A 23,021-nucleotide genomic window follows, 5' to 3' on the forward strand; every position below is an offset into this window, starting at 1 on the left:
GGTTTGCCGCGCTTCAGTCGCCGGTATAGCCGGACGCCTTGACCACCGGTGCCCACTTGCCGGCGTCAGCCTTGAGCACGCCGGCAAAGGCGTCGGCCGGGCCGGTTGCGGGTTCCAGCCCCAGCTTGAGGAATTTCTCGCGCACGTCCGGCGACTGCACGGCCTTGACGATGGCGGCGTTGAGCTTGTCGAGCACCGGGCGCGGCGTGCCCGCGGGCGCCAGCAGGCCGTAGCGGCCTTCACCTTCAATGCCCTTGTAGCCAAGCTCGGTGAAGGTCGGCACATCGGGCAGCGCCACCGAGCGCTGCGTGCCGGAAGTCGCCAGCACGCGGATCTTGCCGGCGCGGTGCATTTCGGTCAGGTCGGCAAGGGTATCGACCGAAGCCGGCACCTGGCCGCCGACCAGCGCGCTCATCAGCGGCGCCGAGCCGTTGAAGGGGACGTGCAGCATGTCGATGCCAACCTGCTTGCCGACCATCAGCCCGAAGAAATGCGGGATGCTGCCCAGCGCCGGCGAGGCGTAGGAGTTGTTCTGGGGGCTGGCCTTGAGCCATGCCACATAGTCCTTCAGCGTGCGCGCCGGGCTGCCCGGCCCGGTGGCGAGCGCCAGCTGGAAGTTGGCGGCCTGCGCCACGGGCGTGAAATCGCGCTGGATATCGTAGTTGAGCTTGCGGTAGACCAGCGGCGCAATCGTCATCACCGCCGAGTTGGCCACCACCAGGGTATTGCCGTCGGCCGGCTGCGTACGCGCGTAGTCCATCACCAGCCGCCCGCCGGCGCCGGGCTTGTTCTCGATGACCACGGTCTGGTTCAGGGTCTCGCGCAGCTTGTCGCCGACCAGGCGTGCGGCGAGGTCGGCGGTGCCGCCGGCCGGGTAGCCCACCAGGATGCGCAGCGGACGGTCCGACTGCGCGCTGGCGGGTGCGGACCATGCCGCGGCAACGGCCAGCAGGCACGCGGCGAAGCGGGGAAGTAGGGTGCGAGGGCTCACGATGTCTCCAGTTTGTTGTCCGCCGGCGAGCGGCGTCGATGCAAGCTAACACCCGTCGATATAATTGACAAAGTCAACTAACTGGCAGATGTGGCATGGCACACGACAACAGCGGCACCCGCCTGCAGCGTCCGCAGCGGCTGGCAGATTTCATCAACTACCGGGTCTACCACCTGAACCGCGTCGCGCTGGGCGCCGCGGCGCTGCACCTGCGCGCCAGGGCGGGCGTCACGCGGCGCGAATGGCGCATGATCTCCTTCCTTGGCGAGCAGCCCGGAACCCGGCTGACCGAACTGGCCGAAAGCGCCGGCCTTGACAAGGTGCTGGCCAGCCGCGCCGTCCACGCCCTGGTGGAACGCGGCCTGGTCCGGCGCGAAACGCGCACCCAGGACCGGCGCGCCGCAGCCTTCACGCTGACCGAGCAAGGCGAAGCCGTTTACCGTGCGGCGTTCGCGCAGGCGCGGGATTTCAATACGCGGCTGGCTGCATGCCTGACGGCGGAAGAGGCGCGCGTGCTGTCGCGCTGCCTGGACAAGCTGCAGGCGCAGGCCGGCTCGATGTTGGTTGAGGCACAGGCGTTGCCACAGTCCGAAGGGCCGGAGCCGGCGTGGGATCTGCTGCAGGTCTGGCGGGCCTAAGATGATGCGGCAGGGGCTCACGTGCTGGCCTCGTCCATCCACGTCCAGACAACCAGCGCTTCGTCGGCCGGCAAAAGCCCGAAGCGGATCATCGGCATTCCTTTTTGCCGCAGGATGCCGGACTTGCTGGCCACCCAATCCGCCTGAGGGTGTCCGGTCGGAAGCGAGGCGCGCCAGATGCCGGACAGAGGTGTGGTTTCGCCTGAGCGCACCGTGACCGGATCGCCGGTCTGCGTCGGCGGTGCGTTCACGCGGAAGCGCACACCATCCAGCAGCCTGTCCCAGAGGGCTACAGCTTCCTCGTCCGTCAGCGAGGCCTGATCCGCAGCGCCGATGCGATTGGCCGCCACCTTGGTGTACATCTTGGCGCCGATCACTGCCGGATGCAGCGTCGTTCGCTCCCTGCCAACAGCTTCCCACTCGAAGTCATGTGTGCCATCCGCACGGCGGACCAGGGATTCTTCGCCTTGCCAGACGCCGACCGTGTGCTTGCCCTCGCGCAGGGTCGTCAATTGCGGGTAGCGGCTACCCAGGTACTTCCTTTGCTCGGCAATCGAAGTCAGCAGACCAGGTTCGAAGACATTTCGGAAAACCGGAAAATTTAGACAGTTCATGGCAGTCATGCGGAATATTCCGCTACTGCCAGCAGATGCGACGGCCTGCCTTTTCGTCCTCATCCTGCCTGGTTCAAGGCGCCGTTGCCACTGCCATCGTCGTGCCGAAGGTTGCAACGCAATTGCGCCCGGAGCGCTTGGCCAGGTAAAGCGCTTCGTCGCCGGCACGGAGGAAGGCGCGCAGCTCCGCGAAATCCTTTTCGTTGCCGGGGCTGTTGGCATCGGTCACCGCACCGATGCTGACCGTCAAGTGCCCGTCGGCGCCGGCCGAGTTCGGAATCTGCAAGGCCTCGATGGCGGCGCGGATGGCCTCCGCCATGGCGGCCCCGCCGGCAGCGTTGGTGTGCGGCAGCAGGATGGCAAACTCTTCGCCGCCATAGCGCCCCGCATAGTCGCCCGGCCGCCGCACCTGGCGCTGGATGCAGGCGCCCACCGCGGCCAGCGCATCGTCACCGGCCTGGTGGCCGTAGCGGTCATTGAATTCCTTGAAGTGGTCGACGTCCAGCATCAGCAGCGACAAAGGCTGGCTGTGGCGGCGCGCGCGCCGCCATTCCACGTCGGCGGCGTCGTCCAGCGCACGGCGGCTGCCAAGACCGGTCAGGCCATCGGTGTTGACCATCCAGCGCAGGTGCTCTTCCATCTCGGCGCGGCGCCGCCATTGGCGCGACAGCAATACCGAGAGCGCGATGATGGCGGCGTCCAGCGCGATGATCAGCGCCCCGAACACCCAGGCGCGCTTGTACCACGGTGCCAGCACGTCGTGGGTGGCGCGTCCCACCACGACCAGCAGCGGAAAGCCCGGAATGCGCCTGAAGCTGTAGAGCCGCTGCACTCCGTCGACTGCCGCGACGCCGATAAACGTGCCTTGCGTGCCTTGCAGCAGCGGTGCAAACGACGGGCTGCCGGAGATGTCGCGCCCGATCGATTCGGCTTCATAGGGCCGCCGCATGATGATGGTGCCGTCCGTGCGCAGCAGCGTCAGGGTGCCGCCCGCGCCAAGGCTTACGCCATCGAACAGCTTGCGGAAGTAGTTCAGGCGCAAGGTGCCGACCACGATGCCGGCAAAGCTGCCGTCCGCCCCGGAGAGCCGCCGGCTGATGCCGATGGACTTGTTTTCCGGCGTCAGGCGCGGCTGGAACGGCCGGCTCAGGAACAGGCCGCTGTGATCGCCGCTGCGGTGGGCCTGGAAGTAGTCGCGGTCGGAGACGTTGACCGGGCGCGGCGGCCACTGGTGCGAGTCGAACACCAGCGTGCCGTTGGCGTCGGTGACCAGCAGCGAGCCCATGTCTTCGGCATTGATCGAGCGGTCGAACAGCAGCCGCTGGCGCAGCGCCGGCGGCTGCGCCAGCAGTGCGGGGTCGTGCATGGCTTCCACCACGCCCCCGATCGCCAGCTCGTGGATCTGCAGGTTGCGCGTGATGCTGCGTTCCAGCGTCAGCGCCAGGTTGGCCGAGGCCTCGCCGGCATTGTCCAGTGCATCCCTGCGCATCTGCACCAGGGCGAGCGCGCCAAGGGCCGCGATCATGCAGACCAGGACAAGGCTGGCGGCAACGATCAGGGAGGCCGGGCGGAAAGTGGCTTTGCGGGCCGGAAAGTGAGGTATTTGACGCACGAAGGAAAGCTGTTCTGCTTTTTATGCGGCCATTGTAGTACCTGGCCGCAGCCTGGCTCAGTTGCGTTATGCGCCAGCGCCGGAGCTTGCGGCCCTGGCTCCCATCTGGCCAGGGCATACCTGCTGTGTGCCACTGCGCGCGTCCGGCACTACGCTGCACGCACAGTTCTTCCCTACACTTGAGCATGGCGGGTTGCCGCCGCTGAAGGGAAGAACGCATGCAGCCAGAGCCTGCACAACCCAAGCCTGTGGCGCTCGCCCTGCAGGGCGGCGGCATGCATGGCGCCTTTACCTGGGGCGTGCTCGACCGGCTGCTGGAGGACGGCAGGCTGGCGATCGAAGGCGTCAGCGCCACCAGTGCCGGGGCCATGAACGCCACCGTGCTGGCCTACGGGCTGCTGCAGGGCGGCAGTGACGGCGCACGCCTGGCCTTGCATGATTTCTGGGAGGCGATCGCGCACTCGGCGCAGCGCTACAACCCGTTCCGGTGGCTGCCTTGGTTCAAGAGCAGCCATACGCTGGGCCTGAACCATTCGCCGATGTATGCGATGGCCGACATCGCGCTGCGCCTGCTGTCGCCGTACCAGTTCAATCCCAACAACCTCAATCCGCTGCGCGACGTGCTCGGCAGCCAGGTCGACTTTGCGGCACTGCGCGAGCATTGCCCGATCCGGCTGTACCTGTGTGCGACCAATATCGAGACCAGCCGGATACGCATCTTCCCGCCCGAGGAACTCAGCATCGACGCCGTGCTGGCCTCGGCCTGCGTGCCCACGCTGTTCCAGGCGGTCAGCATCGACGGCCAGCACTACTGGGATGGCGGCTATGTCGGCAACCCGGCGATCTTCCCGCTGATCTATCACTGCCAGACCCACGATGTGGTGATCGTCCATATCAACCCGATCGTGCGCCACGGCGTGCCGACCACGGCCGCGGATATCCTGAACCGCGTCAATGAGGTCAGCTTCAACTCGTCGCTGATGCGCGAGATGCGCGCCATTGCCTTCGTCACGTCGCTGATCCAGCAGGGCAAGCTCGACGGCACTGAAATGAAGGAGGTGTGGATCCATTCGATCCGCTCGGACCAGACCATGGCCGCGCTGGGGGTCTCCACCAAGTACAACGCCGACTGGGATTTCCTGTGCTCGCTGCGCGACAAGGGCCGCGCAGAAGCGAGCCGGTGGCTGGAGCAGCACTACGACAGCGTGGGCCAGCGCTCCAGCATCGATATCAGCGGAGAGTTCCTGTAGGCCAGGCCGGCTGCGCCAGTCGCCACGTCAGGTTGGCCCGTGCCTGCGCCTCGTAGCGCGCCTGGAACAGGTCGGTGGTGTAGATGCGCGGGCTGGCCAGCAGCGCACCCAGGAAGGCGCGCTCGGCGGCGTCATAGGCGGCGTCGTCCAGGTCGGTGCGTTCGGCGCGCAGGTTGGCGCCATTTTCCTGGAAGCGCGCGCGGCTGCAGCCCAGCGCCGCCAGGTCGATGTCGGCGGTGAAGCGGCCGGCCAGGCTAGCCGGCACTTCGGCGTGGGTGGTTTCCAGGATCAGGGCGGCCACGCGCGCGGCGGCGGCGATGCTGCCAGCCGACCAATGGCGCAACCATGCGGCGCTGCGTTGCTCGTTGTCCGTGGCGCCGGGCACGTAGATGACGTCGTGGCACCAGAGCGCCAGTTCCACCTCGTCGGTATCCGGTATCGCGCTGCGCGCCCAGTCCAGGTCTTGCAGGCAGCGGCGGACATGGTCGAGGGTGTGGTAGTGCCGCGTCGGCTCACCGTAGCAACGGGCGAGATCTGCATAGGCGTCGGCCGCGTGCGTGCCGCCCGCACGTGTCCACAGCGCGACGAAGCGGTCTTGTAGGGGGAGGCCTGGCGTCGAGGTCATGCGTGGGGGCGCTCCGGGGTATTGGCCAGGTCGGCCGCCAGCGCTGCAAGCAGCGCCTGGGCCTCCTGCCAGTCCGCGGTGTCGGTGCCCTCGCTGAAGCTGCCGTGGACCCGCGCCAGCACTTCACGCGCCGCGTCGACCTTGCCTTGTTGCCGCCACAGCCGGGCCAGGCTCAGGGTGGCCTGCAGCTCCAGCGGCTTTGCACCTTGTTCCTGGGCGACCGTGATGGCCCGCTGGAAGCAGGCCTCGGCTTCCTCCTGCGCGGCCGGCGACGGAGGGCGCTCTGCCGACAGCTGCAGCAGAATCTCGGCGCGCAGCCGGTACACGGTTGCCTCGTCGAGCCGCTCTCCGGTCTCTTCCACCAGCGCTTGTGCCTGCGTTAGCACGTCCAGCGCGGCGGTGATCTGGCCGGCCTTGCCGCAGGCATCGGCAACCAGGGCCAGCAGGTTCGGCATGCCCAGCCTGCCGCCGGTGGCCTCATAGGCGGCCACGCCCTGGCGCATCAGCGCGATGCCTTCCTGGTGACTGCCGAGCTCCGCCATGGCCCAGCCCTGCAGCACGGTGCCCCACGCCAGGTAGATCGGAAAACCCTGTTCGCCCGAGATGGCGATGGCGGCTTCGGCGTATTCCTGTGTCAGCCGGACTTCGTGCCGGCAGCGATGCTGTTCCGCGGCAAACACCAGGCACAGCGCAAGGTTGTACGCATCCGGGCGGGAGCGGGCCATGGCCAGCGCCTCCTGGCAGCGCGCCAGTGCCTGGTCCGCCAACCCCTGGTACCACAGGATCCAGCCCAGCGTACTGGTGGCGTGGACGGCCGGGTCGCGCCCGTAGCCCGTCAGGAAGTCGTACGCCGGTTGCTCAGGATGCGGCACCGCGAGCACCGCCTCAACATGCTTGCGCGCGGCGTCCAGCATGCCAAGGCGGAACAGCGTGGCGCCGATCGCGCGATGGCCCTCCGCCAGCTGCTTGGGTTTCTGCGACTTCATGGCCAGCGCAAGCAGCCGCTTGCCCAAAGGCAGCGAGACCTGGTATTGCGCACGCAGCTGATAGAAGGCCCATAGCCCCAGTTGTGCCGAGAACAGGTAGGGCGTCTGCTGGCCTTGCTCGCACAAGGCCAGCGCCCGCCGGTAATTGCCCTCGACTTCGGGCGATGCCTGGCCCCTGGCCGCAATCAGGGCGGGCCCGAGCGCAAGCAGCAGCGTCAGTTCCTGGCGCGCGCGTTCGGCACTGTCGGGTTGCCGCTTGAGCAGGTCGATGGCGGAGCTCAGGTGCCGGATCGCTTCGGCCTGCGCCGAGCGCAGCAGGGCCTGCTGGCCGGCGCAGTGCAGGTACTCGACCGCCTTCGGGATGTTGCCGCTGTTGCTATAGTGGTGCGCCAGTTCGCTGCAGTAGTCCTTGAGCCGGCCATGGAAGAGCGCCTCGATGGCCTGGGCGGAGCTTTCATGCAAGGCGCTGCGCCGCTCGGTGAGCAGCGAGCTGCCGGCCACCTCCTGGGTCAGCGCGTGCTTGAAGGCGTACTCGACCTCAGGGAATGCCGGCCGTTCGTAGATGAAATCCGCAGCCTGCAGGTCGGACAGCAGCGGATGCAAGTGGTCTTCCGGCAAGCCGGTCACGCGCAGGACCAGGCTCAGCGGGAACTCCTTGCCGATCACGGCCAGGGTCTGCAACAGCTCCTTCTGGGCCAGCGGCAGCCGGTCGATACGGGCGGCCAGCACGCCTTGCACGGTGGTGGGGATATGGAGCAGGGCCGGCGCGGTCTCGATGCGGTAGCAGCCGGGCTGGCCGAGCAGCGCGCCTTCCTCGGCCAGGGTCTGGACCACTTCCTCCATGAAGAAGGGGTTGCCTTCGGTCTTGTCGAGGATCAGCCGCTTCAGCGGCACCAGGCTGCGGTCGTCCCCGAGCAGGGCCGTCAGCAGTTCCTGCGCCTCCGCCTGCCCCAGCGGCTGCAGCTGCAGCTGCGAATAATGCCCGTCCGCATTCCAGCGATGGCTGTACTCCGGCCGGTAGTTCACCAGCAGCAGGATCCGCGCGCCGGGCACATGGTCGATCAGCATGTTGAGGAAGGCCTCGGTCTCACCGTCCAGCCATTGCAGGTCTTCGAAAATGACTTCCAGCGGCTGGTTTAGGCTTTCCCGGACCAGCAGCCGCGCAATCGCCTCGAAGGTGCGCTGGCGCCGGATGGTCGGGTCCATGGTCGGCAACGGCGAGTCGGGCTCGATGGTGCCGAGCAGGTAGAGCAGGTAGGGCAGGTGTTCTTCCAGCGAACGGTCCAGCGTCAGCAGCCTGCCGGTCATCTTTTCGCGGCAGCTGCGGTCGCCGTCCTGCGCCGTGATCTGGAAATAGCTCTTCAGCATCTCGATCAGCGGCAGGTAGGCAAACGCCTTGCCGTGCGAGACCGAGAAGGTCTCCAGCGCCAGGCAGCCCTGCTGCGACCTGACCTTGAATTCATGGAACAGCCGGGACTTGCCGACCCCCGCTTCGCCGACCACTGCAACAATGCGCCCGTGCCCCGCCTTGGCCTGCCCCAGCGCCGCGTGCAAGTGCGCCAGCTCATCCTGGCGCCCGACAAACCTGGCCAGGCCGCGGTGCGCCGCCACCTGCAGGCGCGTGCGCAAGGCGCCCAGGCCGACGACTTCATATACCGCGAGCGGATCCCGCACGCCCTTGACATGGGTGGTCCCCAGCGCGGTGAACTCGAAATAGCCTTCGGTGAGCTTGTGGGTCGATTCACTGACCAGGATCGACGCCGGCGTGGCAATCCCCTCCATGCGCGAGGCGATATGGATGGTGTGCCCGACCGGATCGTAGTCGGTGTGCAGGTCATCCTTGCGGATCGAGCGCACCACGACTTCGCCGGTATGGACGCCGATCCGGATCTGCAGCGGGATGCCTTGCTCCAGCCGCACCCGGTCGCTGTGGCGATGCATCGCGTCCTGCATGCGCAGCGCCGCGTACAGCGCGCGCAAGGCATGGTCCTCGTGGGCAATCGGGGCGCCGAACAGCGCCAGGATGCCGTCGCCGAGGAACTTGGCCACATAGCCCTCATAGTGGTGGACGGCTTCCATCATCAGCGTCACCACGGGGTCGATCAGCCGGCGCGCGTCTTCGGGGTCGAGGTCCTGCGTCAGCGCGGTCGAGCCCGCCATGTCGGCAAACAGCGCGGTGATGGTCTTGCGCTCGCCGGCAGTCTCGCCCCTGGCCTCCATTGCCGCCTGCTCGGCCAGGATGCGCCCGGCAAGGTGGGGCGGGGTGTAGAGGACCGGGGCCGTGGCCGCGGCCGGCATTGGCATGGAAACGGTGCCGGCCGGTGTGTCGGACAGCGCAAAGCCGCAAGCGCGGCAGAACTTCGCGGCTGCAGTGGCCTCCTCGCCACACTGAGGGCAGGCTCGGCCAAGCTTCGCCCCGCACGCCTCACAGAAGTTGGCTCCCGCAAGGTTCGCGAAACCGCAACTGGTGCAGCGCATTTCGCCTCCTGGCCGTCGTTGGTCGCCTGGACGGTACTCAAGACTATTAGAGGCGGGATCGGCGGGGATGGCAAGGCGGTGCCGCCTGGTGACAGCGCGTCCAGGCCGCCCCAGGCCAGGTGACTGATCGGGGCGTGCGCTTATTCCCCGCGCTCGTCCCTGACCTGCACCTTGCCGTCCGCCACCCGGACCGGGAACGTCGCCACCGGCTCGTAGGCGGGCGGGGACAGCGCCTCGCCTGTCAGCAGGGAAAAGTGCGAGCCGTGGCGCGGGCAGACGACTTCCTGGCCTTCCACGTCGCCGCCGCAGAGCGGCTCGGCCTCATGCGAGCAGAGGTCCTCGATGGCGTAGTAAGTGCCATCCACATTGAATACCGCGACCTGGACGCCATCGACATCGACGCTGCGGCAAGTGCCGGGCGCGAAGTCCTCGGCTCGGGCGACATCGATCCACTCGCTCATCTCAGAGCAGCCCCAGTTCCAGGCGTGCCGCCTCGCTCATCCGTTCCCTCGACCAGGGCGGGTCCCACACCAGTTCCACCTCGACCTCGTCCACCCCGCTGGCTTCCATCACGGCGCTCTCCACCACGCCGGGGAAGGTCTGCGCCACCGGGCAGCCCGGCGCGGTCAGCGTCATGCGGATCCCCACCTTGCCGCTGGCTTCGTCCACCGATAGCTGGTAGATCAGGCCAAGGTCGTAGATATTGACCGGGATTTCGGGGTCGTACACCGTGCGCAAGGCCGCTATCACCCGCCCCTCGAGGCTGTCCGGCTCAGCCTCGAACCTGTCTTCGTGGTCCCTGGCCTTGTGCAGCCAATCGATCATGCTCATGGTTTTACTCCGTTGAGACCGGCCTGGCGCTGTTCTCCAAAGCGGCTTGCATGGTATGCCAGGCCAGGGTGGCGCACTTCACGCGTGCCGGGAACTCGCGCACGCCGGCCAGGACCTCCAGCTTTCCCATCGGCACTTCGGACTGCCCCGGCTCTCCGGTCACCAGCGCGTGGAAGCTGTAGAACAGGACTCGCGCCTGGGCCTCGGTCTTGCCTTTGAGCGCTTCCGTCATCAGCGACGCAGAGGCAGTGGAGATGGCGCAGCCCGAGCCCTCGAAGCTGGCGTCCTCGATCACCCCGTCGCGGATTCTCAGGTACAGCGTCAGCCGGTCGCCGCACAGCGGGTTGAAGCCCTCGGCGCTGCGGTTCGCTGCCGCCAGCCGTCCGAAATTGCGCGGGGAGCGGCTGTGGTCGACGACCACTTCCTGGTAGAGGTTGCGCAGGTCAGGCATCAGGCGAATACCTCCTGTGCCGCGCGCACGGCAGCAAACAGTGCATCCACTTCTTCACGCGTGTTGTACAGCGCGAAGGATGCGCGCACCGTGGCCGGCACGCCGAAGCGCTCCATCACCGGCATGGCGCAATGGTGGCCGGCACGGACCGCCACGCCGTGCTGATCGAGGATGGTGCCGACATCGTGGGGATGGATGCCGTGCAGCGTGAACGAGAGGATGCTCGCCCTGTCGGCTGCCGTGCCGATCATGCGCAGGCCGGCGATCTTCGCTGCCTGTGCGCTGGCGTAGGCGAGCAGCGCGTGCTCGTGGGCGGCGATGGCTTCCAGGCCGAGCGCGCGTACATAGCCGATGGCGGCGCCAAGTGCGATGACGCCGGCGATATTGGGGGTGCCGGCCTCGAACTTGTAAGGCAGCTCGTTGTATGTGGTCTTGCGGAACGTGACCTCGCGAATCATGTCCCCGCCGCCCTGGTAAGGCGGCATGGCATCGAGCAGCGCGGCCTTGCCGTAGAGGACGCCGACGCCGGTGGGCCCGTAAAGCTTGTGCCCGGAAAACGCGTAGAAATCGCAATCGAGGGCCTGCACGTCGACCTTGAGGTGCGGAACGGCCTGGGCGCCATCGATCAGCACCGGGATACCATGGTCATGCGCCAGCTCGATGATGTGCCGCACCGGGTTGACGGTGCCCAGCGCGTTGGAGAGGTGCGTCAGCGCGACCAGCCTGGTGCGCGGGCCGAGCAATCGCGCGAACTCCTCCAGCATCAGCTCGCCGGCATCGTTGATCGGCGCCACCTGCAGCAAGGCGCCGGTGCGCTGGCACGCCAGTTGCCACGGCACGATATTGGAGTGGTGCTCCATCGCGCTGATCAGGATCTCGTCGCCCGGACGCAGGCGCTGGCCGAAGCTTGCCGCCACCAGGTTGATGGCCTCGGTGGTGCCGCGCACGAACACGATTTCCTCGCGCCCGGCGGCGCTGATCAGGTCTCGCACTGCGTCGCGCGCGGCCTCGTAGGCATCGGTGGCGCGCTGGCTCAGGGTATGCACGCCGCGGTGGATATTGGCGTTGAGCGCGCCGTAGTAATGCGCCTCGCAAGCGATCACGCTTTGCGGCTTCTGGGTGGTAGCGGCGTTGTCCAGGTAGACCAGCGGCTTGCCGTTGATGGTCTGGCGCAGGATCGGGAAATCCTGCCGCAGCCGCTCTACCTCCAGGCTGGCGACCGGCAAGGCGCGCTCCACGGCCATCAGTTCATGCGCTGCCGTGTTCATGGCAGCTCCTTCACAGGCTCAGGCAGCTTGCCGCGCAAGAGCGTTTCCAGCCGCGTGCGCAATGGAGCCGGGCCGAGCCGCCTGACGACCTCTTCGGCGAAGGCAAAGGTCAGCAGGGCACGCGCCGCGGCATCGTCCATCCCGCGCGAGCGCAGGTAGTAGATCTGCTCGGCGTCGAGCTGGCCGACGGTGGCGCCGTGGCCGCATTTGATGTCGTCGGCATAGATCTCCAGTTGCGGCTTGGTGTCGACCTCGGCCTGGTCGGACAGCAGCAGGTTGCGGTTGGACTGGTGCGCATCGCTGTGCTGGGCATCGGCATGTACCACCACCTTGCCGTTGAAGACGGCGCGCGAGGCGCCCGCCAGTACGCCCTTATACAACTCGCGGCTCTTGCTGTGCGGGCTGGCGTGGTCGACGCGGGTATGGTGGTCGACATGCTGCCGCCCCGCGGTCATATACAGCCCGTCCAGCGAGCACTCGGTATGCTCGGCATTGAGCCCGACTTCGATGTCGACCCGCGCCAGGGCGCCGCCCAGGGCAAAGGAACTGGAGGCGCAGCGGCTACCCTGCCGCTGGTCCAGGTTCACGCCGGCGATATGGAAGGCCTTGAGGCTCTCCTGCTGCAGCTTGTGATGTTCGACCAGAGCATCGCGCTCGGCAACGATGTCAGTGATGGTATTGGTGCAATAGCCCACGCCATCCAGGCCCGCGTGGTGCTCCACGATGCAGACCTGGCTGCCGGCTTGCGCCACCACGAGGTTGCGCGCATGGATTGCCACCTCGCCAGCCGTGGCGAGGAACAGCAAGTGAATCGGCTGTTCCGGGACGATGCCGGCCGCCACGCGGATATAGGCACCGTCGGTCATGAACGCCATGTTCAAGCCGGCGAAGCCGGACGGGTAGTCGCTTGCGCGACGCAACAGCAGCGCTTCCAGGCAGTCCGGCGCGCGCTCCAGCGTCGCGGCGAGGCTGGCCAGCTCCATGCCCGCAGGCAGGGTGCCGATGCGCGACCATTGCGGCTGGTGCGCGCCATTGACGAACACCATCAGGTGCGCGCTGGCCAGGGCAAGCGCCTCGATCCGGGCTGCCACCGCGGGGTCCAGGCTGTCGCCGGCCTGCGGCAGTGCCACGGCAAAGCGGCTTCGCTCGAGTGCGGCCACGCTGGTGTATTTCCAGTCCTCCTGGCGCAGCGTCGGGAACCCGGCCTGGGCAAAATGATCCAGCGCCTGCCGCCGCGCGTGCGCAAGCCAGCCCAGACGGCGGCCGGGCAGTGCGCCCTCGACGCGGGCGAACTCGGCGAGATAGTGCTCCAGTCCGCTTGCGCTCATGTCGAAGACTCCATCGCGGCATAGCCGTGCCGCTCCAGTTCGCGCGCCAGCTCCGGCCCGCCGGACCTGGCGATGCGGCCTTGCGCAAGCACGTGGACCTGGTCCGGCACGATGTAGTCGAGCAGGCGCTGGTAGTGCGTGACCAGCACAATCGCGCGTTGCGGGCTGCGCATGGCCTCGATGCCTCTGGCGACGATCTTGAGCGCATCGATGTCGAGGCCGGAGTCGGTCTCGTCGAGAATGGCGAGCCGCGGCTCCAGCACTGCCATCTGCAGGATCTCGTTGCGCTTCTTCTCGCCGCCGGAGAAGCCCTCGTTCACCGAACGGTAAAGCAGGTCCTGGTCCATCTCCATGAGCTGGAGCTTGTCCTTGACCAGGGCGAGAAAATCCATAGCGTCCAGCTCCGGCTCGCCGCGGTGCTTGCGGATTGCGTTGAGCCCCGCCTTGAGCAGGTAGATATTGGAGACGCCGGGAATTTCAACCGGATACTGGAAAGCGAGGAAGATGCCCGCGCGGGCGCGCTCCTCCGGCGGCATGCCAAGCAGGTTGGTGCCGTCATAGAGGACTTCGCCCTCTGTCACGGTAAAGCGGTCGCGCCCGGCCAGCACGTGGGCCAGGGTGCTCTTGCCCGAACCGTTCGGGCCCATGATCGCGTGCACCTCGCCGGCCTTCACGCTGAGGTCGATGCCGTGCAGGATGGGCTTGTCGTCTACGCTGACATGCAGCTTGCGAATCTCAAGCATGGCGGCCTTCTTTCATCCGATACTGCCTTCCAGGCTCACGCCCAGCAGCTTCTGGGCTTCCACCGCGAATTCCATCGGCAGCTCCTTGAATACTTCCTTGCAAAAGCCGTTCACGATCATCGAGACTGCATCCTCCGCACTGACGCCGCGGCTCTGGCAGTAGAACAACTGGTCCTCGCCAATGCGCGAGGTGGAGGCCTCGTGCTCGACCTGGCCGGTGGCGTTCTTCACCTCGATGTATGGGAAGGTGTGGGCGGCGCATTTGTCGCCCAGCAGCAGCGAATCGCATTGCGAGTAGTTGCGCGCGCCGACCGCGCTCCGGCCCATCTTCACCAGCCCGCGATACGCGTTCTGGCCGTGGCCGGCCGAGATGCCCTTGGAAAGGATGGTGCTCCTGGTGTTCCTGCCGAGGTGGGTCATCTTGGTTCCCGTGTCGGCCTGCTGGTAGTGGTTGGTCAGCGCGACCGAATAGAACTCGCCGACCGAATCGTCGCCCTGCAGGATCACGCTCGGATACTTCCAGGTGATGGCGGAGCCGGTCTCCACCTGGGTCCACGAAATCTTCGAGCGTGCGCCGCGGCAGTCGCCGCGCTTGGTGACGAAGTTATAGATGCCGCCCTTGCCATCCTTGTCGCCCGGATACCAGTTCTGCACGGTCGCGTACTTGATCTGTGCGTCTTCCAGCGCGATCAGCTCCACCACCGCGGCATGCAGCTGGTTCTCGTCGCGCATCGGCGCGGTGCAGCCTTCCAGGTAGCTGACGTAAGCGCCCTGGTCGGCGATGATCAGGGTGCGCTCGAACTGGCCGGTGTTGCTGGCATTGATGCGGAAGTAGGTCGACAGCTCCATCGGGCAGCGTACCCCGGGCGGGATATAGCAGAACGAGCCGTCGCTGAACACGGCGGAGTTGAGCGTGGCGAAGAAGTTGTCGGTATAGGGCACGACCGAGCCGAGATACTGCTGCACCAGCGCCGGATGGTCCCGCACCGCCTCGGAAAACGAGCAGAAGATGATGCCGAGTTCGCCCAGTTTCTGCTTGAAGGTGGTGGCCACCGAGACACTGTCGAATACCGCGTCCACGGCCACGCCGGCAAGCAGCTCGCGCTCGTGCAGCGGCACGCCCAGCTTTTCGTAGGTGCGCAGCAACTCCGGATCGACCTCGGCCAGCGACTTCGGTCCGGCCTTCTGGGAGCGCGGCGCGGCATAGTAGGCGATTGCCTGGTAGTCGATGGGCGGGTGCGTCACCGTCGCCCAGTGCGGCTCGGACATCGTCAGCCAGTGGCGGAAGGCCTTGAGACGCCACTCCAGCATGAACTCCGGCTCGCCCTTGATGGCCGAGATCATGCGGATCACGTCCTCATCCAGCCCGCACGGCACCGTGTCCGTCTCAACGGCGGTGTAGAAGCCATGCTTATAGCCTTGGCTGATCAGTTCATCGAGCTTGCGTGCCGGGGTTGCCATGGTCTGCCTTCGCTTGCCACTGTCACCTGAATCACAAAATGTCAGCTTGCGGCCCGTTTGCGCGTCGGGCATGCAAGGCGCCGATATCCACCGGGTGTAATACCGGTTGCGCCATATCCGCCAGCGTCACGCCATTCAGTGCGCTAAAGATGACTCGATTGATCGATTGCCAGTTGGCGCGAATGGCGCACAGGCCTTCCTGCGCACACAGGCCGGCAGCGACACTGCACTCGGTCATGCCGGCCGGGCCTTCCATGGCGTCAATCACTTGTGCGATCGAAATCTGTTCCGGCGGTCGTGCCAGCAGGTAGCCGCCATTGGCACCGCGCAACGACTCCAGCAAGTGGTGCCTTGCCAGCATTTTCAGAATCTTGCTTGCCGTCGGAGCCGCCACACCGATCGCGGCGGCGACCTCGGCGGCACTGTAGATCCGGCCCGGGTTTCGCGCCAGGTGCGTCATGATCACCGTGCCATAGTCAGTCAGCTTGCTAAGTCTGAGCATTGTCGCCACCGGTATTTCTTAAATTAGAACCAATTCGGTCCGGATTTGTTCCGGCATCCCTGTTTCAAATCAGGCCGGGATGCGGAAAGCCGCTGCCAAAAGTCGCAGTCGACGGTGTATAGATGGTTATCTGCGCCAGCGAGGAGGACCTCAGGCATGGCCAACCAACCGATTACCGTCATCACTGGCGCGAGCCGCGGCCTGGGCCGCGCAGCCACGCGTCGTCTGGCCACTGTTGAAGGCCATCTGGTCGTCGCCACGGCGCGCACGCCGGCGGACCTCGCGGGGCTTGAGGCAGAGCTCCGGCTAGCGGGGCATCCGATCGCATGCCACCGCCTTGACGTCACGGAAGAAGGCTCGGCGGCCGCGCTGGCCAACTGGCTGACCGAACGCTTCGGGCGCGTGGACGTGCTGATCAACAACGCTGGTGTTTCACTCGACCACTATCACACCAGCCTGCTCGAACTGCCGCTCGAGACCCTGCGCCGCACCCTGGAAACCAATCTGTTCGGCGTGCTCCGGACTACCCAGGCGCTGGCACCGCTGCTGCGCGCCAGCCGCGCCGCCCGGGTGGTCAACCTGGCTTCGGGCATGGGACAACTGGCGGAGATGGGCCGTGGCGTGCCAGCTTACCGGATCTCGAAAACGGCGCTGAATGCCGTCACGCGTATCCTGGCCGCCGAGATGGCCGATCGCGGTATCAAGGTCAACTCGGTGTGCCCCGGCTGGTGCCGCACCGACCTGGGCGGCCCCGATGCGCCGCGCTCGCCGGAGCAGTGCATCGACACGGTGATCTGGCTGGCAACGCTGCCCGACGATGGTCCCACCGGCGGCTTCTTCCGCGATCGCCAGCCGATTCCATGGTAGCGATCAATGCTGTGACGCGCCTTCGAGCATCCGGATAGCGGCGGATTTCCCTGCTCGCAAGGGCCATGAGAAAGCCCCGCAATCTGCTATGCTGAACCAGCGGAATTGCCCATATCAGCCGGCGTCGGCAGTTCATCATTGCCGATTGCGCCAGCAACTGTTTTCAAATCTGTCCGGGGGAGTCTGAATCCTGCACGAGGAGACGACCATGCGCATTTCACCTTCCCTGTACGGCGTTCTGCTAGCCGCATTGATTGGACTCGGCGGTTGCGCCATGCCGGACAAGCCGAAGCCAGCCACGTCTTCGCTATATGAACGGCTTGGTGGCATGCAGGCAATTACCGCGGTCGTCGACGATTTTGTTGGAAATGTTGCTGCCGACACGCGCATCAATGCGAAGTTCGCCACGGCCAATATTCCGCGCCTGAAGACTAGACTGGTTGAACAGATTTGTGCTGGCGCAGGGGGGCCATGCACTTACTCCGGGCGTGACATGAGGACCGCCCACGCCGGCATGGGCATCACCAATGCCGAGTTCGATGCGCTGGTGGAAGACCTGGTGAAGTCGCTCACCAAATTCAAGGTTCCGCCTCAGGAACAGAAAGAACTGCTCGGCATGCTAGGGCCAATGAGGAAGGACATCGTCTCTCGATAGCCCTGCTTTCCCTCAGCCTCGCGTCGGCCCGCCAACGACCGGGCTGCGACGCGCTCGGCCATGCGCCACCAGCTGCGCGTCACCACCGGCGTGGGCGTGGTGCTGTTCACCGCCAAGTGGAGGCCGGCATTTTGGCGCCATTATTCATGCTTGCCGTCGCGTCCTTTCGTTCAAACCCGGAGGAGATGCGAGTACGGCCATAGTGTTGCTTTCAGATTGTCGCAACAAGTTGTTGAGCGACAAATCTGATTGGGAATATATGAGCCGAGTTCTTATCCAGCAAGAATGGCGTAATTTCACATCAAGACCTCCAGATCCCCATTTGTAGAAAAACATACAGATGGAGGGTTCCTTTTATCTTTCGAAAATCACTCCTCAAAATAATTCAATACGGATGATGCCACCGGTAATGCATATTTGCTGCTCATAGACGAGAGCTGCACTTGCTCTTGCCCGAATAACGCAAAACAAACGCCCCCGGGAGGACCATCGTGGCTAGACATCTGGTCTACGCGTCGCTGATTGCCGCTTCTGCCCTGAATTGCAAGGTTCACGCCGCCTGCGTGACGACGACAGGCACCGGCGACCCGTACAACCCGGCCTCCGGCGAGACCGTGACCTGCAACAGCGGCGCGCCCAACCCCGACCCGCAGCGGATCGACGCCGTGGCAGGCAGCAGCAACGTGAACGTCGCCGTGGACCAGAGTGCGGCGCTCAACGTCGCCGGTGCCGATGCGGTCCGCCTGCGCAACGCCAGTACGCTGTCCAACGCCGGCCAGATCACCGCCGCAGCCGGGTTCGCCGGGGTATCGCTGGCCGGCGACGGCAACACGCTGGCCAATACCGGCACGATTAGCGGCGGCACTGGCGTGCTCGGCGTCGGCAGCGGCAACGCGGTGGTCAACCGCGGCCAGGTCACCGGCACGGCTGGCCCCGGCGTGTCGCTGAGCGGCGGCGACAGCAGCCTGGTCAACAGCGGCAATATCCAGGGCAGCGGCGCTAATGCCGTGCAGTTCGGTGCGGGCGCGGACAGCTTCACCATGGAGGGCGGCAGGATCGAGGGTGCCGTCAGCCAGGGCGATGGCCGCAACCGCGCCGTCATCTCCGATGGCGTCATCACGGGTGCGGTGGCACAGGGCGCCATGTCCGACGATTTCCGCATGACCGGCGGCCAGATCGGCTCGCTGCAGCAGGGCGATACCCGCGACACCTTCTTCATGGCGGGCGGCACCATCGTGGGGGCGTTCGAAGACGGCGACGTCGCGACCATGACCGGCGGCACCATCGGCCGCGTCGACATGAAGCTGGACAACAACATCTTCGACATGTCAGGCGGCACCATTCGCGGCAACCTGGTGGCGGGTTTTGGCAACGACACCATCCTCCTGTCCGGCGGCGTGATCGGGGGCAACATCAGCGTCAGCGGCGGCACCGACAGCCTCACCATCACCGGCGGGCGGCTCGAAGGCTCGGCGCTGCTGAGCTTCGGCAGCGACACGCTGACATGGGACGGCGGCGGCACCGTGCTGGGCCGCATCGACATGGGCCCGGACAACGACACCGCCACGCTGCGCAATCTGGATGCTGCAAAGCTGGCGCCGACGGCCACCTTCGACGGCGGCCTGGGCGCGGATGCGCTGACGCTGGACAACGCGCAGGCCGGCGGCGTGGCGCGCTTTGTCAACTGGGAATCGATGGCGCTGCAGCGCGGCTCCGGCCTGTCGATGGACGGCGACCTGGTGCTCGGCGACAGCGGCACCGGTACGGGCGCGCTGACGCTCGATGCCACCAGCTCGCTGAAGGCAGTGCCGGGCACGGCGGCGGCCATCCGCGGCATCACCGCCGGGCAGCTTGCCAGCGTGACCAATGCCGGCACCATCGACCTCACCGGCGGCAGCGCCGCCAACCGGCTCACTATCGCCGGCAACTACACCGGCAACGGCGGCACGCTGAAGGTGGATGCGGTGCTGGCCGGCGACGGCGCTGCGGCCGACCGGCTGATCGTGTCGCAGGGGCGCATCGGCGGCCAGTCGCTGCTGTCGGTCAACAATGTGGGCGGCGGCGGGGCGGCGACTGTTGCAGACGGCATCATGGTGGTGCAGGCCACCAACGGCGCGACCAGTGATGCCGCCGCGTTCAGCATGCCGCAGACGGTCAAGGCTGGCCCGTACCAGTACTTCCTGTACAAGGGCGGCGTCAGCAGCGGATCGCAGGACAACTGGTACCTGCGCTCGACCGTCCCGGTGGTGACCGCGCAGCAGCCGATACCGCAGCAGGCCCCCGGCGCGCCGGTGGTGCTGCCCTCCGCGATCGTGCTGGCGCAACCGCAGGACGCGCCGTTGGAAGTGCCGATCTACCGCGCCGAGGTGGCGGTGCAAAGCGCAGTGGTGGCTACGTCGCGTCAGCTGGCGATCACCACCCTTGACACCTTCCACCAGCGCCAGGGCGAGCAGTCGTTGCTGACCGGCAAGGGCGCCTGGACCGGTGCCTGGGGCCGGGTCTTCGGCGAAAGCACCGACAACCGCTACAGCGGTGACGCCGCGCCGCAGTTCGACGGCCACATCGCGGGCTTCCAACTGGGGCAGGATCTCTACACCTGGCAGCGCGACAGCCAGCACCAGGACCGCGTCGGCGTGCTCGCCAGCTATGCGCGGGCCAAGGGCGATGTGCGCGGCTTTACGCTGGCGCAGTCCGGCCTGCTCAGCGGCTCGCTGGATATCGACGGCTACAGCCTGGGCGCTTACTGGACCCACGTGGGCCCCACCAACTGGTACACCGACGCCGTGGCCATGGTCACCTGGCTGTCCGCCGACATGAAGTCGCGCGACGGCATGGACAGCAGCACCCGCGGCACCGCTACCACGCTGTCGCTGGAAGGCGGCTATCCGCTGGCGCTCGGCAGCGGGCTGACGCTGGAGCCGCAGGCGCAGCTCATTGCCCAGTTCGTGTCGATGAATGGCTTCAACGACGGCGCGGCGCAAGTCAGTTTCAATGAATCGAACGCCTACGTGGGCCGGCTTGGTCTGCGGCTGAAGCGCACCTTCGACTCCGGCGGCCGCCTGGTGGAGCCCTACCTGCGCGTCAACCTGTGGCGCGAGTTCTCCGGTACTGACGAGACCGTGTACAACGGTGCGGCTGCCGTGCCCACGCGCTTCGGCTCGACCTCGCTGCAGTTCGGCCTGGGCGTGGCGGCCCGCGTGCAGGAGCGCGTCAGCCTGTATGCCGAGGTGGATTACCTGACCGATGTGTCGGGCGACTACCGCCAGGCATGGACGGGGAATCTTGGCATGCGGATTCGTTGGTAGCTGGTATGAGCGTGCGGGGTGTCACAAGCTTTGGGAACAGCATGTGATTGCAATAGCTGAGTCGCGCACGGGGAGGCGGCAGGCAAGTTGCTGTTGCCGTCCGATGCCATATCAGTTCACCAACTCCCACAGTTCGAGAGGTGAATGTGGAAACAATTCCTGACAGGGAATGGCGCCGGCCGACTTCCCTGAACGGCAGAAGACTCTGACTTTCCGCATAAGTGCCGCCGCGGCGATCGCGCCGGGCGTATGCACCAACGCTGGCGCCCCCCCGCGGCTCGCCCTAGTGCATAGCGTGTAGACGCCGCCAGCCTCAGGCGACAGGCCGAGCAGCATGTAAACGCATGGCAGCACTCGCCTGTCCGCACATACCCTCGGTTGACGGGATAATTTATGTGCGTAAAATCCAATTCACAAATATGAATAAAGGCAGGTGCCAGCCATGGCTGGCCATGCCGGTGCCGGCTTCCGACAACCGCCGTCCAGGAGACAACCCGATGAAACCGAACTCGCGCCGCCGCCTGATGCTGTGCGCCGCCATGCTGGGCGCGATGCCCGCGCTGGCCTGGAGTGACACCTATCCCAGCAAGCCCATCCGCATGGTGGTGCCGTTTGCGCCAGGCGGGGCCACCGATGTGGTGGCGCGGCTGATTTCGCAGAAGCTGGGCGAAGCGCTCAAGCAGTCGGTGGTGGTGGAAAACCGCCCCGGCGCCAACGGCATCATCGGCACGGACATCGTGGCGCGCGCGGCGCCGGACGGCTACACGCTGCTGCTGAACAGCGCCGGCGCGCAGACCCTCAGCCCGGTGCTGTACAAGGCGGGCTATGAGCCGCTGAAGAGCTTTGCGCCGATCTCGCAGATCAGCAATATCGGCTTCGTGATGGTGGTCCATCCGTCGGTGCCGGCCAAGACCGTGCAGGAGTTCGTAGCGCTGGCCAAGTCCAAGACCAAGCCGCTGAGCCTGTCGGCCGGCAGCAGCATGATTGAGCTGATCGGTGCCACCTTCAAGTCCGCGGCGGGCACGCCGGACGTCGTCAGCGTGTCTTACCGCGGCACCGGGCCGCAGATGCAGGCGGTGGTGGCGGGCGAGGTCGACATGACCATCGACCCGTTCAACGGCATGGCGATGATCAAGGCCGGCAAGCTGCGCCCGCTGGCGGTGTTCGCGTCCAAGCGCTCGCCCGCGCTGCCGGACGTGCCGACCATGCATGAGGCCGGCTATGACGGCATGGCCTTCAATTCCTGGGCGGGGCTGCTGGCACCGGCTGGCACGCCCAAGGAAATCGTCACGCGGCTGAACCAGGAGGTGAACCGCATCCTGGCGCAGCCCGAGATCAAGCAGCGCCTGGCAGCGATCGACTATGAGGTGGTGGGCGGCACGCCGGAGCAGTTCGCCGCGACCATTGCCGAGGATGCGGCAAGGTGGGCGAAGATCGTCAAGGATACGAACTACAAGGCGGGTTCCTGAGCAATCAGGCTGGTGCAGGCGTCGCCTGCCGCACCAGCCAGCTGCGGAACGCGCGCGCCGCGGCCGGTTCCATCCGGTCGCGCGGCCACACCGCGTAGTAGCCGCCGCCCAGGCTGGCGCTGGCCTCGCTGGCGCGCACCAGCAGGCCTTCGCGCAGGCACGCGTCGATCATATGGCGCCAGCCCAGCACGATGCCCTGACCTTCCATGGCCAGCTGCAGCAGGATCGGGTACTGGTTGGAGGTCAGCACGTTGCGCAGCGTGGCATCGGGCAGGCCCTGGTTGGCCAGCCAGGTCTGCCAGGACATCCACTGGCGCTGGCCGTCGTCGAGCATCAGCAGCGTTTCATTGGCCAGCGCGGCCGGGGCCAGCGTGCGGCCGTTCAGATAGCCCGGCGCGCACACCGGGAACACTTCCTCGCCATACAGCCGTCGCGCCGCCAGTCCGGGCGGCGGGCCCTCGCGCAGGTAGTACATGGCGATATCGAACTCCGCCGGCGACAGTGACGCCAGGCTGTCGTTGACGGTCAGGCGCAGCTGGATCTCGGGGTGCGCCTCGCGAAACGAGGCCAGCCGCGGCGTCAGCCACAGCACCGCCACGCCGCTGGAGCACGCCACCGTCAGGGCGGTATGGCTGCGCACCTTCATCACGTCTTCGGTCGCTTCGGCGCAGCCCACCAGCAGGCGCTGCACCACCTCGGCATAGCGCTGGCCGCTGACGGTCAGGCGCAGCGCGCGCGGTTCGCGGATAAAGAGCTTGCGCCCGAGAAAGTCTTCCAGCTGGGCCACCTGGCGGCTGATCGCGCTTTGGGTCAGGTGCAGTTCGGCCGCGGCGCGGGTGAAGCTGCCGTGGCGCATCGCGGCTTCAAACGCGACCAGGTTGGGCAGGGGCGGGAGCGGGGAAATGCGCATGGGGGCTTCCGGTCAGAGAAGCCCCCATGATAGACCG

The 23,021-nt window shown here is 66.4% G+C and carries 20 protein-coding genes; 6 read left to right on the forward strand and 14 right to left on the reverse strand.

Features of this window, described 5'->3' with window-relative positions:
• Positions 1 to 13: 13 nt before the first annotated feature.
• Positions 14 to 991 carry a Bug family tripartite tricarboxylate transporter substrate binding protein gene (locus AC3WLE_RS00620; protein ID WP_492351071.1) on the reverse strand — a complete coding sequence of 326 codons (978 nt, stop codon included), beginning with the start codon at positions 989 to 991 and terminating at the stop codon, positions 14 to 16.
• A 95-nt stretch (positions 992 to 1,086) separates the two neighbouring features.
• Between AC3WLE_RS00620 and AC3WLE_RS00625 the strand changes: the two genes are divergently transcribed.
• Complete coding sequence (locus tag AC3WLE_RS00625; protein ID WP_492316923.1) at positions 1,087 to 1,629, forward strand: MarR family winged helix-turn-helix transcriptional regulator; 543 nt, start codon at positions 1,087 to 1,089, stop codon at positions 1,627 to 1,629.
• Positions 1,630 to 1,646: 17 nt separating this feature from the next.
• Here AC3WLE_RS00625 and AC3WLE_RS00630 read toward each other — a convergent pair whose 3' ends face one another.
• Complete coding sequence (locus AC3WLE_RS00630; protein ID WP_492355738.1) at positions 1,647 to 2,252, reverse strand: T6SS immunity protein Tli4 family protein; 606 nt, start codon at positions 2,250 to 2,252, stop codon at positions 1,647 to 1,649.
• 64 nt (positions 2,253 to 2,316) lie between these two features.
• The gene (locus AC3WLE_RS00635; RefSeq protein WP_492355739.1) at positions 2,317 to 3,768 is read right to left on the reverse strand and encodes a sensor domain-containing diguanylate cyclase; all 1,452 of its coding nucleotides are present in this window, start codon (positions 3,766 to 3,768) and stop codon (positions 2,317 to 2,319) included.
• A gap of 305 nt (positions 3,769 to 4,073) precedes the next feature.
• On the opposite strand from AC3WLE_RS00635, the gene AC3WLE_RS00640 reads away from it, so the two are divergent.
• Positions 4,074 to 5,105, forward strand: a complete 1,032-nt coding sequence (locus AC3WLE_RS00640) for a patatin-like phospholipase family protein (protein WP_492316953.1) — start codon at positions 4,074 to 4,076, stop codon at positions 5,103 to 5,105.
• Here AC3WLE_RS00640 and AC3WLE_RS00645 read toward each other — a convergent pair.
• From AC3WLE_RS00645 to AC3WLE_RS00690, 10 genes are all read right to left on the reverse strand, one after another.
• Positions 5,086 to 5,730, reverse strand: coding sequence for an HD domain-containing protein (locus tag AC3WLE_RS00645; RefSeq protein ID WP_492351074.1), 645 nt, complete (start codon positions 5,728 to 5,730; stop codon positions 5,086 to 5,088). The genes AC3WLE_RS00640 and AC3WLE_RS00645 overlap by 20 nt on opposite strands.
• Positions 5,727 to 9,194 (reverse strand): adenylate/guanylate cyclase domain-containing protein, encoded by a 3,468-nt coding sequence (locus AC3WLE_RS00650; protein WP_492355740.1) that lies wholly within the window; start codon positions 9,192 to 9,194, stop codon positions 5,727 to 5,729. The genes AC3WLE_RS00645 and AC3WLE_RS00650 overlap by 4 nt, the downstream gene beginning before the upstream one ends.
• 140 nt (positions 9,195 to 9,334) lie before the next feature.
• A complete protein-coding gene (locus AC3WLE_RS00655) occupies positions 9,335 to 9,655 on the reverse strand; it encodes a Rieske (2Fe-2S) protein (RefSeq protein ID WP_492316956.1) in 321 nt (106 codons plus the stop codon).
• A gap of 1 nt (position 9,656) precedes the next feature.
• A complete protein-coding gene (locus AC3WLE_RS00660) occupies positions 9,657 to 10,025 on the reverse strand; it encodes an SUF system Fe-S cluster assembly protein (protein WP_492316957.1) in 369 nt (122 codons plus the stop codon).
• 4 nt (positions 10,026 to 10,029) lie between these two features.
• Complete coding sequence (gene sufU, locus AC3WLE_RS00665; protein ID WP_492316958.1) at positions 10,030 to 10,476, reverse strand: Fe-S cluster assembly sulfur transfer protein SufU; 447 nt, start codon at positions 10,474 to 10,476, stop codon at positions 10,030 to 10,032.
• On the reverse strand, positions 10,476 to 11,744 hold the full coding sequence (locus AC3WLE_RS00670) for a SufS family cysteine desulfurase (RefSeq protein ID WP_492351076.1): 1,269 nt from the start codon (positions 11,742 to 11,744) through the stop codon (positions 10,476 to 10,478). Before AC3WLE_RS00670 ends, sufU begins: the two co-directional genes overlap by 1 nt.
• Positions 11,741 to 13,072 carry a Fe-S cluster assembly protein SufD gene (gene sufD / locus AC3WLE_RS00675; RefSeq protein WP_492355741.1) on the reverse strand — a complete coding sequence of 444 codons (1,332 nt, stop codon included), beginning with the start codon at positions 13,070 to 13,072 and terminating at the stop codon, positions 11,741 to 11,743. The genes AC3WLE_RS00670 and sufD overlap by 4 nt, the downstream gene beginning before the upstream one ends.
• Positions 13,069 to 13,815, reverse strand: coding sequence for a Fe-S cluster assembly ATPase SufC (sufC, locus tag AC3WLE_RS00680; RefSeq protein ID WP_492316961.1), 747 nt, complete (start codon positions 13,813 to 13,815; stop codon positions 13,069 to 13,071). The genes sufD and sufC overlap by 4 nt, the downstream gene beginning before the upstream one ends.
• Positions 13,816 to 13,827: 12 nt before the next feature.
• Positions 13,828 to 15,276: a Fe-S cluster assembly protein SufB gene (sufB, locus tag AC3WLE_RS00685; protein WP_492355742.1), complete on the reverse strand. Its 1,449-nt coding sequence runs from the start codon at positions 15,274 to 15,276 to the stop codon at positions 13,828 to 13,830.
• A gap of 31 nt (positions 15,277 to 15,307) precedes the next feature.
• Positions 15,308 to 15,778 (reverse strand): SUF system Fe-S cluster assembly regulator, encoded by a 471-nt coding sequence (locus AC3WLE_RS00690; protein ID WP_492316963.1) that lies wholly within the window; start codon positions 15,776 to 15,778, stop codon positions 15,308 to 15,310.
• A 156-nt stretch (positions 15,779 to 15,934) separates the two neighbouring features.
• Here AC3WLE_RS00690 and AC3WLE_RS00695 point away from each other — a divergent pair, with 156 nt between their 5' ends.
• The 4 genes from AC3WLE_RS00695 (at position 15,935) to AC3WLE_RS00710 (ending at position 22,074) form a co-directional block, all read left to right on the forward strand.
• Positions 15,935 to 16,645 carry an SDR family oxidoreductase gene (locus AC3WLE_RS00695; protein WP_492351079.1) on the forward strand — a complete coding sequence of 237 codons (711 nt, stop codon included), beginning with the start codon at positions 15,935 to 15,937 and terminating at the stop codon, positions 16,643 to 16,645.
• Positions 16,646 to 16,853: 208 nt separating this feature from the next.
• Positions 16,854 to 17,300, forward strand: a complete 447-nt coding sequence (locus AC3WLE_RS00700; protein WP_492316965.1) for a group I truncated hemoglobin — start codon at positions 16,854 to 16,856, stop codon at positions 17,298 to 17,300.
• 491 nt (positions 17,301 to 17,791) lie between these two features.
• Positions 17,792 to 20,605 carry an autotransporter family protein gene (locus AC3WLE_RS00705; protein WP_492355743.1) on the forward strand — a complete coding sequence of 938 codons (2,814 nt, stop codon included), beginning with the start codon at positions 17,792 to 17,794 and terminating at the stop codon, positions 20,603 to 20,605.
• A gap of 497 nt (positions 20,606 to 21,102) precedes the next feature.
• Entirely contained in the window at positions 21,103 to 22,074 is a 972-nt protein-coding gene (locus tag AC3WLE_RS00710) for a Bug family tripartite tricarboxylate transporter substrate binding protein (RefSeq protein WP_492316967.1), read from the forward strand.
• A 4-nt stretch (positions 22,075 to 22,078) separates the two neighbouring features.
• On the opposite strand, the gene AC3WLE_RS00715 is transcribed toward AC3WLE_RS00710, so the two are convergent.
• Positions 22,079 to 22,984 carry a LysR substrate-binding domain-containing protein gene (locus AC3WLE_RS00715; protein WP_492316968.1) on the reverse strand — a complete coding sequence of 302 codons (906 nt, stop codon included), beginning with the start codon at positions 22,982 to 22,984 and terminating at the stop codon, positions 22,079 to 22,081.
• Between the last annotated feature and the right edge of the window lie 37 nt (positions 22,985 to 23,021).

The organism is Cupriavidus sp. FW306-1B-F12B, assembly GCF_058781795.1.